Origin of the sequence: Janthinobacterium sp. YR213, assembly GCF_900099875.1 — a bacterium.
In the GTDB taxonomy this organism is placed as follows: Bacteria; Pseudomonadota; Gammaproteobacteria; order Burkholderiales; family Burkholderiaceae_D; genus Janthinobacterium; species Janthinobacterium lividum.
In genome coordinates this window covers 61,425-74,704 of record NZ_FNDA01000001.1, presented here as the reverse complement: position 1 = coordinate 74,704, position 13,280 = coordinate 61,425, and the positions used below count along the sequence as shown (strand labels likewise).

11 protein-coding genes are annotated in these 13,280 nt (G+C 63.7%); 5 read left to right on the top strand and 6 right to left on the bottom strand.

Features of this window, described 5'->3' with window-relative positions:
* Nucleotides 1–3: 3 nt before the first annotated feature.
* From BLT98_RS00315 to BLT98_RS00300, 4 genes are read left to right on the top strand one after another with little or no spacing between them, the layout of a single operon-like run.
* Nucleotides 4–1,080, top strand: a complete 1,077-nt coding sequence (locus tag BLT98_RS00315; protein ID WP_092604780.1) for an STM4014 family protein — start codon at nt 4–6, stop codon at nt 1,078–1,080.
* Complete coding sequence (locus BLT98_RS00310; protein ID WP_092604779.1) at nt 1,073–1,927, top strand: STM4013/SEN3800 family hydrolase; 855 nt, start codon at nt 1,073–1,075, stop codon at nt 1,925–1,927. The genes BLT98_RS00315 and BLT98_RS00310 overlap by 8 nt, the downstream gene beginning before the upstream one ends.
* Complete coding sequence (locus BLT98_RS00305) at nt 1,924–3,303, top strand: STM4012 family radical SAM protein (RefSeq protein ID WP_211614766.1); 1,380 nt, start codon at nt 1,924–1,926, stop codon at nt 3,301–3,303. Before BLT98_RS00310 ends, BLT98_RS00305 begins: the two co-directional genes overlap by 4 nt.
* Nucleotides 3,297–4,184: an STM4011 family radical SAM protein gene (locus BLT98_RS00300; RefSeq protein WP_092604778.1), complete on the top strand. Its 888-nt coding sequence runs from the start codon at nt 3,297–3,299 to the stop codon at nt 4,182–4,184. Before BLT98_RS00305 ends, BLT98_RS00300 begins: the two co-directional genes overlap by 7 nt.
* A gap of 88 nt (nt 4,185–4,272) precedes the next feature.
* On the opposite strand, the gene BLT98_RS00295 is transcribed toward BLT98_RS00300, so the two are convergent.
* Entirely contained in the window at nt 4,273–6,471 is a 2,199-nt protein-coding gene (locus tag BLT98_RS00295) for a prolyl oligopeptidase family serine peptidase (RefSeq protein WP_092604777.1), read from the bottom strand.
* 407 nt (nt 6,472–6,878) lie between these two features.
* On the opposite strand from BLT98_RS00295, the gene BLT98_RS00290 reads away from it, so the two are divergent.
* Entirely contained in the window at nt 6,879–8,666 is a 1,788-nt protein-coding gene (locus tag BLT98_RS00290; RefSeq protein WP_092606680.1) for a GGDEF domain-containing protein, read from the top strand.
* Nucleotides 8,667–8,711: 45 nt separating this feature from the next.
* On the opposite strand, the gene BLT98_RS00285 is transcribed toward BLT98_RS00290, so the two are convergent.
* The 5 genes from BLT98_RS00285 to BLT98_RS00265 all read right to left on the bottom strand — a co-directional run bounded on the left by BLT98_RS00285 (nt 8,712) and on the right by BLT98_RS00265 (nt 13,213).
* The gene (locus BLT98_RS00285) at nt 8,712–9,155 is read right to left on the bottom strand and encodes a DUF6386 family protein (protein WP_092604776.1); all 444 of its coding nucleotides are present in this window, start codon (nt 9,153–9,155) and stop codon (nt 8,712–8,714) included.
* A complete protein-coding gene (locus tag BLT98_RS00280) occupies nt 9,152–9,628 on the bottom strand; it encodes a DUF4262 domain-containing protein (protein WP_092604775.1) in 477 nt (158 codons plus the stop codon). The genes BLT98_RS00285 and BLT98_RS00280 overlap by 4 nt, the downstream gene beginning before the upstream one ends.
* A gap of 101 nt (nt 9,629–9,729) precedes the next feature.
* Nucleotides 9,730–11,118, bottom strand: coding sequence for a tetratricopeptide repeat protein (locus BLT98_RS29625; RefSeq protein WP_070279859.1), 1,389 nt, complete (start codon nt 11,116–11,118; stop codon nt 9,730–9,732).
* 175 nt (nt 11,119–11,293) lie between these two features.
* The gene (locus tag BLT98_RS00270) at nt 11,294–11,923 is read right to left on the bottom strand and encodes a 3'-5' exonuclease (RefSeq protein ID WP_170846245.1); all 630 of its coding nucleotides are present in this window, start codon (nt 11,921–11,923) and stop codon (nt 11,294–11,296) included.
* Nucleotides 11,924–11,962: 39 nt separating this feature from the next.
* On the bottom strand, nt 11,963–13,213 hold the full coding sequence (locus BLT98_RS00265; RefSeq protein ID WP_092604774.1) for an Hsp70 family protein: 1,251 nt from the start codon (nt 13,211–13,213) through the stop codon (nt 11,963–11,965).
* Nucleotides 13,214–13,280: the final 67 nt, after the last annotated feature.

The window sequence follows — 13,280 nt, the reverse complement described above, 5'->3', positions numbered from 1 at the left end:
GGGATGCTTTTGCTGGCCACCGGCGGCAGCAAGCGCGTGCGCCTGATGCAGGCGGCGCGCGCGCAACTGCGCCTGCCGCCCGCGCAAGTGCTGGAATGGCGCGACTGGCTGGCGCGGCCGGCGCTGCTGGAGGAAGCCCTGCGCCAGCCCTGCCTGTTCAAGATCGAGCCGCCCGGCGACGATCCGGCCGCCCACCTGCGGCTGCTGCATGACGGTTGCCGGCGGCTGGGCCGGCCGCCGGTCGAGGCGCCCGCGCATGGCGAGCTGCTGGCGATGGATGCCTGGTTTGCGGGCTTTGCCTCTGCCATGGCCTCGCTGGCGGCGCAACTGGCCAAGCTGCCGCAGGCGCGCGTCTTCAATGCGCCGGCCGACATCACCCTCATGACGGACAAGCTGGCTTGCCAGCGCCATCTGGCCGCGCACGGCATCGCCATTCCCGCCCTGCTCGGCCCCGTGCACGGCTATGACCATCTCCAGTCGCTGCTGCACGAACACCAGCTTGACCGCGTGTACCTGAAACCGAGCTACGGTTCGTCCGCGTCGGGCGTCGTTGCCTACCGCAGGAACAGAGCTGGCCGCCAGCAAGCCACCACCTCGGCAACCTTATCGCGGGCGGACGGCCAGATACGCTTGTTCAACGTCAAGCGCATGGCCCGCTACGAGACGCAGCACGACATCGCCGCCCTCGTCGACGCGCTGGCCGCGCAACAGCTGTATGCGGAGGCATGGCTGAACAAGCCGCGCTGCGGCGACAGCCACTACGACTTGCGCGTCGTGACCCTGGCGGGCCAGCCCGCGCACCGGGTGGCGCGCATCGGCGACCGGATGATGACGAATCTGCATCTCGACAACCGGCGCGGCGATGCGGCCGGCCTGTTGAACGCAGCCGACCTGGCGGCTCTGGAAGCGGCCAGCGCCCTGGCCGCGCGCGCCTTCCCCGAGAGCCACGTGACGGGCTACGACCTCGTGGTGCGCCAGGGCCAGGCCCATGTGCTCGAAGCGAACGCCTTCGGCGACCTGCTGCCAGGCCTGCTGTGGCAAGGCGCGGACACTTACGCAGCGCAACTGACACATGTTTAAAGACACACCAGCCATCCCCGACATGCGCGCCGTCGTGGGCAGCCACGACATCGTCTTCATCACGCTCGACACCCTGCGCTTTGACGTGGCGCAGGCGCTGTATGAAGCGGGCGAACTGCCCGTGCTGGGACGTTTTTTACCACCTGGCGGCTGGGAACGGCGCCACTCGCCCGCCACGTTCACGTATGCGGCGCACCAGGCCTTTTTTGCCGGCTTTTTGCCCACACCCGCGGCGCCGGGCCGCCATCCGCGCCTGTTCGCCAGCGCTTTTGCCGGCAGCGAAACCACTTCGCCGCACACGTTTGCGTTCGAGGAAGCGGACCTTCCCGCCGCCCTGGCCGCGCGCGGCTACCGCACCATCTGCATCGGCGGCGTGGGCTTTTTCAATAAACAGACGGCGCTGGGCACGGTGCTGCCGTCGCTGTTCCAGGAAAGCCACTGGAGCGCCGGCATGGGCGTGGCCAGCCGCCATTCGACGCAAAAGCAGGTGGCCCTGGCCATAGCCCGCCTGGCCGCCAGCGACGAGCGCACTTTTTTGTTCATCAATGTGGCCGCCCTGCACACGCCGAACCGCGCCTACCTGCCCGGCTGCCGTGCCGACTGCCTGGAAAGCCATGCGGCGGCCCTGCGCTATGTGGATGGCGCCCTGGCGCCCCTGTTTACCACGTGCGCCGCGCGCGCGCCCACGTTTGCCATCGTCTGTTCGGACCATGGCAGCGCGTATGGCGAAGACGGCTACCGGGGCCACAGGGTCGCCCACGACAGCGTGTGGCAGGTACCGTACGCGCACTTTTTCATCGTCCCCGAGACCGATACCGATACACCTCCCAAGGAATCCCCACCGTGAACCCAGCCGAACAACCTGGCACCCTGGCGCAGCGCATGCGCCACACGCCCTATCAGGCGTATTCATATTCGTATCCGCACAAGGCGGCCTATCGCGCCTTGCCACAGGCGGCGCCGCTTGCGCCCCTGTGGGCGCGGCAAGACCGCTCCGCCCTCTTCGCCTACATCCACATCCCGTTTTGCGAGATGCGCTGCGGCTTTTGCAACCTGTTCGCCATGGCACGCCCCGGTGCAGACATGGTCGAGCGCTACGTGCAGCAAGTGCTGGTGCAGATGCGCGCCCTGGCCGGCGCGCTGGGCGAACGGCGCTTTGCCCGCTTCGCGCTCGGTGGCGGGACCCCCACCTATCTGTCGCCGGCGCAGCTGGACACCTTGCTGTGCGGCGCGCGCGACATCCTCGGCATCGACCTGCAAGCCACGCCGGCTGGCATCGAGGCGTCGCCCGAAACCATCACGGCCGAGCGCCTGGCCGTGTGCCGCGCGCACGGCATCGACCGGGTCAGCCTGGGCATCCAGAGCTTTGCCGCCGGCGAGATGCGCGCGCTGGCGCGCCCCCAGCAAAACGCCACCGTGCACCACGCCATCGGCCTGATACGCGCGGCCGGCTTTCCCACGCTGAACCTGGACCTGATCTACGGCATCGCCGGGCAAACCGTGGCCAGCCTGCTCGCGTCCATCGACAGCGCGCTGGCCTTCCAGCCGGAAGAAATCTACCTGTATCCGCTGTACGTGCGCGAACAGACAGGCCTTGGCAAGATCGCGCGGCGCAAAGGCGCCGATACGCTGAACCCCATCATGCTGGCCCGCGACGGCGACAGCCGCCTGGCCCTGTACGCGGCCGCGCGCGACCATTTGCGCGCCCAGGGCTATGAGCAGGTATCGATGCGCATGTTCCGCGCCCCGCATGCACCGGAACAGAACGGCCCCTCGTACTGCTGCCAGAACGATGGCATGGTGGGACTGGGCGCGGGCGCCCGCTCCTACACGGCCAGCCTCCATTATTCGAGCGAATACGCGGTGGCGCGCACGCAGACCATCGGCATCATCGAACAATACCTGGCGCTGGACGAGGCGCGCTTCGCGCAGGCCGAACACGGTTACCAGCTCGATGGCGAAGAACAGCGCCGCCGCTACGTGATCCAGTCGCTGCTGACGGAACCAGGCCTGGACCGCGACGCCTACACGGCGCGCTTCGGCAGCCGCTGCGAAGCAGACTTGCCGCAGCTGGCCGAACTGCACGCACTGGAACTGGTGGAAGAAAGCGGCCCCCTGCTGCGCCTGAACGACCGGGGCTACAGCTACGCCGACACCATCGGCCCGTGGCTGGCCTCCGACACCGTGCGCGCGCTGATGGCGCAAGAGGGGCAGGCGTGCTGACAACGCCGCCGGGCACGTTGTCCCTGCTGTACCGGGGTACTCTGGCGAGCTGCAACTACGCCTGCGGCTACTGCCCGTTTGCCAAGAAGCGCGACAGCCGCGCCACCTTGGCACGCGATGCGCGCGAAGTGGCGCGTTTTACCAGCTGGGTGGCGGCACAAAAGCGGGACATCGGCATCCTGTTTACGCCGTGGGGCGAAGCCCTGGTGCGGCGCCATTACCGCGCAGCCATGCAGACGCTGGCCAGCCTGCCGCACGTGCGCCAGGTGGCGCTGCAGACGAATCTGTCCGGCCCCCTGAACTGGCTAAAAGGGATGGACGGGCTGGAAAAAATCGGCCTGTGGTGCACCTACCACCCGGATCAGACGACACTGGCCCGTTTTCTCGAACGCTGCGCGCGCCTGGACACGATGGGCGTGCGCTATTCCGTCGGCGTCGTGGCGATGAACGAGCACCTGGACGCCATCCGCGCCCTGCGCGCGGCCCTGCCCGCGCACGTCTACCTGTGGCTGAACGCCTATGACCGGCGTGGTCCCCACTACTACAGCGGGGAAGACCTGGCCTGGTTTGATGCCGTCGACCCGTGGTTCGCGCACAACCGCCGCCCCTCTTCCTCGCGCGGCAAACCGTGCCTGGCGGGCGAAACGTCGCTGTCCGTCGATGGCGACGGCGAACTGGCGCGCTGCCACTTCGTGCCCGAGCGCCTGGGGAATTTATATGAGGATGACCTGGCTGACATGCTGCAAGAAAAATCCTGCCCGCGCTTCAAGTGCGATTGCTATATCGGCTATGCGCAGCGCAAGGATTTGCCGTTCCAGGCCGTGTTTGGGGAGGGGGTACTGGCGAGGATTGCGGAGGCAGGTCGGAGTAGGTCGGATTAGCGGCGGCAGGCCGCGTAATCCGACACATTGTTGGCGCTGGTGGTGTCGGATTACGCCCTGCGGGCTAATCCGACCTACCGCTACCTGATTACTGCGCCGCCACTTTCGCCGGTTCCGGCGCCGCGACTGGCGTCATCTTCAGCGAACGGCTGAGGAAGCCCCAACGGTCGGCCACTTCTTCGATCTGCTTGGTCGTCGGCTTGCCGGCGCCATGGCCCGCCTTGCTGTCGATGCGGATCAGCACGGGTGCCGCGCCGCCTTGCGCTGCCTGGGCCGCAGCGGCGAACTTGAAGCTGTGGGCAGGCACGACGCGGTCGTCATGGTCGGCCGTCGTGATCATGGTGGCTGGATAGCAACCGCCCGCCTTCAGGTTGTGCAGCGGCGAGTATTTCACCAGCGCCTTGAACTGCTCGGCATCGTCCGACGAACCGTAGTCAGGCACCCAGCCCCAGCCCACGGTGAACTTGTGGAAGCGCAACATGTCGAGCACGCCCACTTGCGGAATAGCCGCGGCGAACAGGTCCGGACGCTGCGTCATGGCTGCGCCCACCAGCAGGCCGCCATTGCTGCCGCCGCCGATCGCCAGCTTGGATGGCGAGGTGACCTTGTTGTCCACCAGCCATTGCGCCGCGCCGATAAAGTCGTCGAACACGTTTTGCTTGTTCAGCTTGGTGCCAGCCTGGTGCCAGGCTTCGCCGTATTCGCCGCCGCCGCGCAGATTGGCCATCACGTAGACGCCGCCCATTTCCACCCAGGCAAGATTCGCCACGGAGAAGCTCGGTGTCAGCGAAATATTGAAGCCGCCATAGCCGTACAGATAGGTCGGGTTCGTGCCGTCCAGCTTCATGCCTTTTTTCGAGACGATGAACATCGGCACCTTGGTGCCGTCGCGGCTGGTGAAGAATTGCTGGCGCGTTTCAAAGGCGTTCGGGTCGAAATCAACCTTCGGCTGGCGGTACACGCTGCTCTTGCCCGATTTCATGTCGTAGCGGTAGATGGTCGCTGGCGTCGTGAAGCTGGTAAACGAGTAGAACGTTTCCGTATCGCCACGCTTGCCCGCAAAGCCGCCAGCCGAACCGATGCCCGGCAGGGCCACTTCGCGCACCAGCTTGCCATTCAGGTCGACGATCTTGATTTGCGTTTGCGCATCTTTCAAGTAATCGAGCACCAGCTGGTTGTTGATCAGGTTGACGGCCACGAGGGTTTCAGCGCTTTGCGGCACGATTTCCTTCCAGTCGGAGGGCAGCGGCTTGCGCGTATCGATGGCGATCACGCGCGATTTTGGCGCCTTGTTGTCCGTCTTGAAGAAGAATACGGGGCCGTCATTGTCGATGAAGGAGTAGGAAGCATCGAACGCTTCCAGCAAGCCGACGACCTTGGCGTTCTTCTGGCGCAAGTCCTTGTAGAAGATGCGGTTCTTGCGTTCCGTGCCTTGCGTGGCCGTGATGATCAGGTAATTGCCATCGTCGCTGACGGTGCTGCCGCCAAACGCCCATTCCTTCTGGTCGGGGCGGTCGAAGACCAGCACGTCGTCGCTTTGCGGCGTGCCGATCTTGTGGAAATACAATTTCTGGAAGTAATTGATATCGGCCAGCTTGGTGGCTTCGTTCGGCGCGTCATAGCGGCTGTAGAAGAAACCGGTGTTGTCCTTGGTCCACGAAGCGCCGGAGAACTTGGCCCACTTGATGTGGTCCGTCAAATCCTTGCCCGATTCGATGTCGCGCACTTTCCAGTCGTTCCAGTCGGAACCGGAAGCGGACGTGGCATACGCCAAATACTTGCCGTTCGGGCTGATCGAAGTACCGGCCAGCGCCACCGTGCCATCCGTGGACAGGGTGTTCGGATCGAGCAGCAGACGGGGCTCGTCCGTCAGTTTTTTCACCGTGTACAGCACGGCCTGGTTCTGCAAGCCGTCATTGCGGCTGTAGAAGTAACGGCCACCCTGCTTCGTTGGCGTAGAGAAACGCTCATAGTTCCACAGCTTGGTCAGGCGCTGCTTGATCGCGGCGCGCTCCGGGATGGTCCCCAGATACGACTGCGTCAGCTTGTTTTGCGCCGTCACCCACTCGCCCGTTTCCGCGCTGTTGGCGTCTTCCAGCCAGCGATACGGATCGGCGATGGTGGTGCCGAAATAGCTGTCTTGCTGGTCGACTTTTTTGCTGACAGGATACGTCACGGCAGCGCCGTCGCCGGCCGGGCACGATGGCATCGCGGCGCTTTGCGCCAGGGCATTGCCACCGAAGGCGGCCATCAAGCTGAATATGAGGGTTGCACTACGTAATTGCATGGGTTGTCGTCTCATTGTTGGATGTCGGGGAAAGCATACCGCTCAAGCACGGCTGCCTATGTTGACTTTCGCCAAGAGAAATCATAGCGCGGATTGCCACTTTTAAAACACAGTTATCGGATGGATTTGCCGTCTTTTGTTTGGGTAATTTACATGGATGGCCATGATAAATCTCGCTTTCGCCGGAATCGGCAAACTGACGTTCATGCAAGAAACATTATCAAAAACAAAGTCGTTTCATCAAGTTGTCATAAATCTTCTTTACTATCGGCAACATGTTCATGGCCCGTCCAGAGGCCGTGCCGCCACATCCGCCTATGCACACTCTCGCCCTCCCTGCCGCCACCGCCGCGCCGCCCGGCCCGACGCCATCGAATGTGGCTTACCTGAAGCCGCCATCGGCCACCATGAGCATCGAAGGGACGGATGCCTTGCACGAGATCCTGGCGGGCCGCAAGCTCAACGCGCTGTTCCAGCCCATCATCCACATGCACAGCGGCGACATCATCGGCTACGAAGGCTTGATACGGGGACCGTCCGACAGCCCACTGCACGCGCCGATGAATCTGTTCAAGGTGGCGCGCGCGCATGACCTGACCCTGGAAGTGGAGCATTTGTGCCGGCAAGTGGTGCTCGAGCGCTTTGCCGAACTGCAGCTGCCGGGCAAGCTGTTTCTCAATGTCAGCCCCGAATGCCTGCTGCTGCGCAATGCCCGCCATGGCGAAACCCTGGAATACATCGAGCACATCGGCATCAATCCGGACCGCGTCATCATCGAGCTGACGGAAAACCAGCCCACGTATGACTACGAGCTGATGCGCGAAGCGGTGCTGCACTACCGCAACATGGGTTTCCAGATCGCCATCGACGACCTGGGCGAAGGCTTTTCCAGCCTGCGCCTGTGGTCGGAACTGCGCCCGGAATACGTGAAGATCGACATGCATTTCATCCAGGGTATCAATAATGATCCCGTGAAACTGCAGTTCGTGCGCTCGATCCAGGAAATCGCGGAGAAATCGGGCACGCTGGTGATCGCCGAAGGCATCGAGGCGCAGACGGAATTGCTGGTCTTGCGCGACCTGGGCGTGGCGTTCGGACAAGGCTATCATCTGGGCCGGCCCAATGCGGTGCCGGCACGGGCCCTGCCGGCGGAAGTGGTGCAGGCGCTGGGGCGCAATGGCGTGGCCGTGTATCCGCAGCGCAGCAGCCTGGAAAAGAATGGCGCCAGCATCCGCAAGCTGCTGCACCGGGTGATCGCCGTTTCGCCTGAGAAAAACAATAACGAGGTGTACGACATCTTCCTGAAAGACCCGAAGCTGATGATCATCCCCGTCGTCGACGACGGCGTGCCGCTGGGCTTGATCAGCCGCTTCGAAATGATCGACCACTTCGCCCGCCCCTACCAGCGTGAACTGTATGGCAAGAAATCATGCAGCCTGTTCATGGATGCCACGCCCCTGATCGCCGACCACGAAACGAGCTTGCAGGAACTCAGCTACACCATGGTGCAGTCGGATGCCCACCACCTGTTCAACGGCTTCATCATTACCGAACACGGCCGCTACCTGGGCATGGGCACGGGACACGACCTGATGCGCGAAATTACGCAGATGCAGATCAACGCGGCCCGCTATGCCAACCCGCTGACGCAACTGCCCGGCAACGTGCCCATCAACGAGCATATCGACCGCTTATTGCACAGCGGCAGCCGCTTCTGGGTCTGCTATTGCGACCTCGACCACTTCAAACCCTTCAACGATGTGTACGGCTACCGCAAGGGCGACGACGTGATCCAGCTGACGGGAGAAATCCTCAGCGGCCATTGCGATCCGAACCGCGACTTCATCGGCCACATCGGCGGTGACGATTTCATGATTTTGTTCCAGAGCGAAGACTGGGAAGCGCGCTGCCAGGCCATGCTGGACGACTTCGCGGCCGCCATCCTCGCCTACTACAGCACCAGCGACTGCGAACGGGGCGGCTATATCAGCGAAGACCGGCAAGGCAAGAAAGTGTTTTACTCATTGATCAGCCTATCGCTGGGCGTCATCAAGGTCGAGGCGCACCAGTACTACACGCACCATCAGATCGCCACGCAAGCGGCCGAAGCAAAGAAACAGGCAAAGAAAATCCACGGCAACAGCCTGTTCCTGGACCGGCGGCAAGGTGGGGGCGTGGCGCGCATGGATGCGTAGCCAGGGCCAAGAATCAGAAGCTGAACGGGAATCGGAGACGCACGATCAAATACGCACGAGGTCGCCAAACGCATTGCTGCCGCAGGCATCGGGCACGAATGCCAGGCTGATATGCGCGCCGTCGCGGCGCGCCTGCACGCGGTAGCTGCCCACAGGCACATCCACGAAGAGGCCGCCGTATGCCGTGTCCGGTTCAAGGCCGCCACCCGTGACATCCTCCCCGGCACCGATGAAGACGCGGCCCGAGACGACAGCCAGATGCACTTCCACATGCGGTTCGGCAAGTTCGGCGTGCAAGGCAAGTTCATACGCGCCGTCGCCGCCCACGTTGAAAAATGCCACCTGCCCCGCATTCACGGCCGCCAGTTCCGCACTGGGAAGGCTCCACCAGTCGCAGTCCTCTTCCAGCTTGTGGCGCAAGAGCGCCGGGTCGAACACGCACACGGTCGCCGTGCCGGTCACAATGCTGACGGCGGGGCCTGCCGTCATGCGGGCAGCGGCGCCGGCCCCAGCAAGGGCTGGCTCTCCACATACTGCGCACTGGCTTGCGCCTGCCACGGAAAATGGCCATCGCGCGACGGCCAGACGATCTGGTACAGCGTAAAATCATCGCCCTGGTAATACCAGCGCGCATAGCCGACATAGTTGCGGTATTGCTCGACGGGCACGCGCACGAAGGCGCACTGATGGCCCTCCAGCAAGACATCCGTGGTGGCCGTGAAATCCGTGATGGCGCCGCTGCGCGCGGCGTCCAGCGCCACATCGAGTATCTGGTGGGCCATGGCCCGCGGCAAGCCCATGATGAGGAACTCAGGCTGGCCGAAACTGTGGCAAGCGCCTATCGTGAACGCATAGCCGGGACCTTCTTCATCCGCACCGATATGCACGCCATGCCAGCCGTGGGTGGCGATGTCATCGATGACTTTTTGCTCGGATGCATCCTCGCCTGCCTGCCTTACCATGGTTCACCTTTCACTGTGCCAAAAACCTTGCCGCCTTCGCGACATGCTTACCGGCAATTATCGCATGCAGCACGCGTCCGCGCGCGCACGGTGCCAGTGCTTCAGTCGCGCGGAGGCCGCGCAGGGAAGCGCACCTGGTGCCATTGCCGCATGCGCTGCTGCGCCTCTTGCAGCTGGGCCGGCTCCAGCCTGGCGCCAGCCGCCTCCCTGGCCCTGGCAGCCCCGCTGTCGCCGCCCTCGGCCGCCAGTGCCAGCCACATGTAGCCACAGACGGGATCCTTCTCCACGCCGCGCCCGCTGTTATACATGCCGCCCAGGTTGTATTGCGCCAGAGCATGGCCCTGGCCGGCCGCGCGCGCATACCATTGCACGGCCAGGCCGTCGTCTTGCGGCACGCCATGGCCGTTCGCATACATGACGCCCAGGTTGTTCTGCGCGCTCGCATCGCCCTGCTCGGCGGCCGTGCGATACCAGCGCACGGCGCACGCCTCGTCGCGCTCCACGCCCTGGCCGTTGGCATACATCACGCCCAGGTTGAACTGCGCATTCGACGCGCCCTGGTCCGCCGCCCTGGCGTACCAGTCCAGTGCCTGGCGCAAGTCGCGGCCCACGCCGCGTCCACCCGCAAACATGCCGCCCAGATTGTATTGCGCCATGCAATGGCCTTGCATGGCGGCACGCCGGTACCAGACGACGGCACGCGCCTCGTCCTTGTCCACGCCCTGGCCGCGCGCCAGCATCAGGCCCAGGTTGAACTGGGCGTCGGCGTCGTCCTGCTCGGCCGCCCGCTGCAGCCAGGCATACGCGCGCAGCTGGTCGGGCGCCACGCCCAGGCCTTCCGCATACGCCACGCCGAGTTGCCGCTGCGCCACGGCCAAGCCCTGGGCAGCGGCCTGGCGGAACCAGGCCAGCGCCTGCGCATCGCTCTGCACCACGCCCTGGCCCCGCTTGTAGACGAGTCCCAGGTTCAGCTGCGCCTGCGCATCGCCCTGCAAGGCGGCCTTGCGGAACCAGGCCAGGGCCAGCGCATCGTTCTTTTTCGCCCCCAGCCCTTGCGCATAGGCTTCGCCCAACAGCGATTGCGCGCTGGCCACGCCCTGTTCGGAGGCGCGGTAAAACCACGCCAGGGCCAGCTCGTCGCTCTGCAGCACGCCCCGTCCCTTGCGGTACATCTGCCCCAGGTTTTGCTGGGCCGAGGCATCGCCCTGAGCGGCCGCGCGGCGAAACCACAGCACGGCGTCCTCGTCGCTCTGCGCCACGCCGCGGCCGTGATAATACAGGGCGCCCAGGTGGTTCTGCGCGAAGGCCAGCCCTTGCAACGCGGCCAGGCGTAGCCAGACAAAGGCGCGCGCATCGTCCTGCGCCACGCCTTCACCCTTCTTGTACATCAATCCCAGGTTGAACTGGGCGTAGGCATTGCCCTGCTCGGCCGCCGTGCGGAACCAGATATACGCCTGATGGCTATCTCTGGCAGTATGGTGCTTGTCCATGTGCGCCCCCATCCACATTGCGCTTGCCGGCAGCACGCGCAAAACGGCGGCCCAGGGCGGCGAAATCGTGTGTTGCTTAAATTTTAAATTCGATGCGGGGGAAGGACTTGAGCAGGCTCAAACGAAATAACAAAATTATATCGTTTTGATGAGCCTGCTTAGAGGGGAACGGCGCTCAACGGCGCGACGGGTGCTTTTGCAGGAATTGCGGTACTTTCGCGGCGGCCAACTTGTTCAGCGACACGAGCAAATCCGCGTCGACATCGGCGATGCCATAGCTGCTGCGCAAATGGCGGCCGATATGGATCAGCACTTGCGCCGCCACTTCCGCATCGGACTCAGCCCTGTGGGCGGCGCTCTTGAAGGCGATGCCCAACTGGCTGGACAACAAGCCCAGCTTGTAGCTGGCCATGCCGGGAAACACGCGGCGCGACAGTTTCAAGGAACACACGAGCGACTGGTGCGCCGGTGTCAGGTTCAGCCTGGCGCTTTCCGCGCGCAGGAATTTCTCATCGAAGCTGGCATTGTGCGCCGACAAGGCATCGCTGCCAATAAAATCCAGCAACTGCGGCACCACCTCGGCCACGGGCGGCGCCTTGTCCACCATCGCCTGCGTGATGCCCGTCAAGCCCGTGATGAACGAGGGAATGCGCGCATTGCAGTTGATCAGGGTTACATAGCGGTCCGTGATCCGCCCGCCCTCGATGCGCAGCGCCGCCACTTCCGTGATGCGGTCGCCCATGTCGGGCGATAAACCGGTCGTCTCGAAGTCGATCATGACGATCGGTTTGTCAAACACATTCATGGGGCGTTCTTTCGTGGGTGCGGCAATGGGTGATGATTATCAACCAAATTTACGCACGGCGTCCAGCGCGAGTCCCGCGCCAATACTGCCGAACAGATCGCCCTCGACCTTGCGCGCAGCCGGCACCAGGGCGGCGATCTTTTCGCGCAGCAAGCGCACGCCGCTGGAGCCACCCGTGAAGAACACGGTGTCGACGGCTTCCGGCGCCACGCCCGCGTCGCGCAGCAGACGCAGCACGGTTTCTTCCACGGAACCGCACAGGTGGCCGATGGCGTCGTCGAACTGCGTACGCTTGAGCAACAGGCTTTGCGCGGGCGACAGACGATCCAGTTCCAGCTGCACTTCGGCCGCGTCGGACAGGGCAATCTTGCCCTCTTCCACTTTCATGGCCAGCCAGTGGCCGGCGCGCTCGTCGATCAGCTTTTGCAGACGCCCCATCTTGTCTTGCTCGCGCGCATCGCGGCACACGTCGGCCAGCTGCACCCAGATCTTCTTCGTGTACGCCAGGTTGATCGTGTGCCAGGTCGCCAGGTTGAAATAATAGCTGGAAGGTACTTCGCTATTGTTATGCAGGCGGCTGCCGTAGCCGAGCAGAGGCATGACGGAAGACAGGCTCAGGTATTTATCGAAATCCGTTCCACCGATGTGCACGCCGCCGGTGGCGAGGATATCGTCGCGCCGCTCGGTCTTTTTCGCCCGTTCCGGCGACAGCCGCACCAGCGAAAAGTCGGACGTACCGCCGCCGATGTCGGCGATCAGCACCAGTTCTTCCTTGTCGATTTGCGACTCGTAGTCGAACGCGGCGGCAATCGGCTCGAACTGGAAGGCGACGTCCTTGAAACCGACGGAGCGGGCCACTTCGGCCAGCGTGTCTTGCGCCAGCTGGTCGGCTTGCGCATTGTCGTCGATAAAGAAGACGGGACGGCCGAACACGGCGGACGAGAATTCGCGGCCGGCGGACTGCTCGGCGCGGCGTTTCACTTCGCCAATGAATTGCGCCAGTAACATGCGAAATGGCAAGGCGCGGCCACCCACTTCCGTCTGGCCATCGATGAGACTGGTACCCAGCAAGCTTTTCAGCGAGCGCATCAAGCGCCCCTCGTAACCGGCCAGATAGCCGGCCAGCGCCGCGCGGCCAAAACTGACTTCCTCGTCTTCCGCATTGAAGAAGACAACGGACGGTAAGGTCGTCTTGCCATCTTCCAGGCCGAGCATGGTGCTCTGCCCGGGACGTGCCCAGCCTACCGTGGAATTTGACGTGCCGAAATCGACGCCGCAAGCATTGGCCATGTCGACCCTTCCCTGAATAAAGGGGCGTTATGTTATCAGAAGGCAGGCCATTGCACCAGCAAAACCC

Excerpts from the sequence above, each read along its gene's own strand:
- BLT98_RS00315 (WP_092604780.1), top strand. The coding sequence starts at position 4 with ATGCTTTTGCTGGCCACCGGCGGCAGCAAGCGCGTGCGCCTGATGCAG.
- BLT98_RS00310 (WP_092604779.1), top strand. The coding sequence starts at position 1,073 with ATGTTTAAAGACACACCAGCCATCCCCGACATGCGCGCCGTCGTGGGC.
- BLT98_RS00295 (WP_092604777.1), bottom strand. The coding sequence starts at position 6,471 with ATGCAATTACGTAGTGCAACCCTCATATTCAGCTTGATGGCCGCCTTC.
- BLT98_RS00290 (WP_092606680.1), top strand. The coding sequence starts at position 6,879 with ATGAGCATCGAAGGGACGGATGCCTTGCACGAGATCCTGGCGGGCCGC.
- BLT98_RS00285 (WP_092604776.1), bottom strand. The coding sequence starts at position 9,155 with ATGACGGCAGGCCCCGCCGTCAGCATTGTGACCGGCACGGCGACCGTG.
- BLT98_RS00280 (WP_092604775.1), bottom strand. The coding sequence starts at position 9,628 with ATGGTAAGGCAGGCAGGCGAGGATGCATCCGAGCAAAAAGTCATCGAT.
- BLT98_RS29625 (WP_070279859.1), bottom strand. The coding sequence starts at position 11,118 with ATGGACAAGCACCATACTGCCAGAGATAGCCATCAGGCGTATATCTGG.
- BLT98_RS00270 (WP_170846245.1), bottom strand. The coding sequence starts at position 11,923 with ATGAATGTGTTTGACAAACCGATCGTCATGATCGACTTCGAGACGACC.
- BLT98_RS00265 (WP_092604774.1), bottom strand. The coding sequence starts at position 13,213 with ATGGCCAATGCTTGCGGCGTCGATTTCGGCACGTCAAATTCCACGGTA.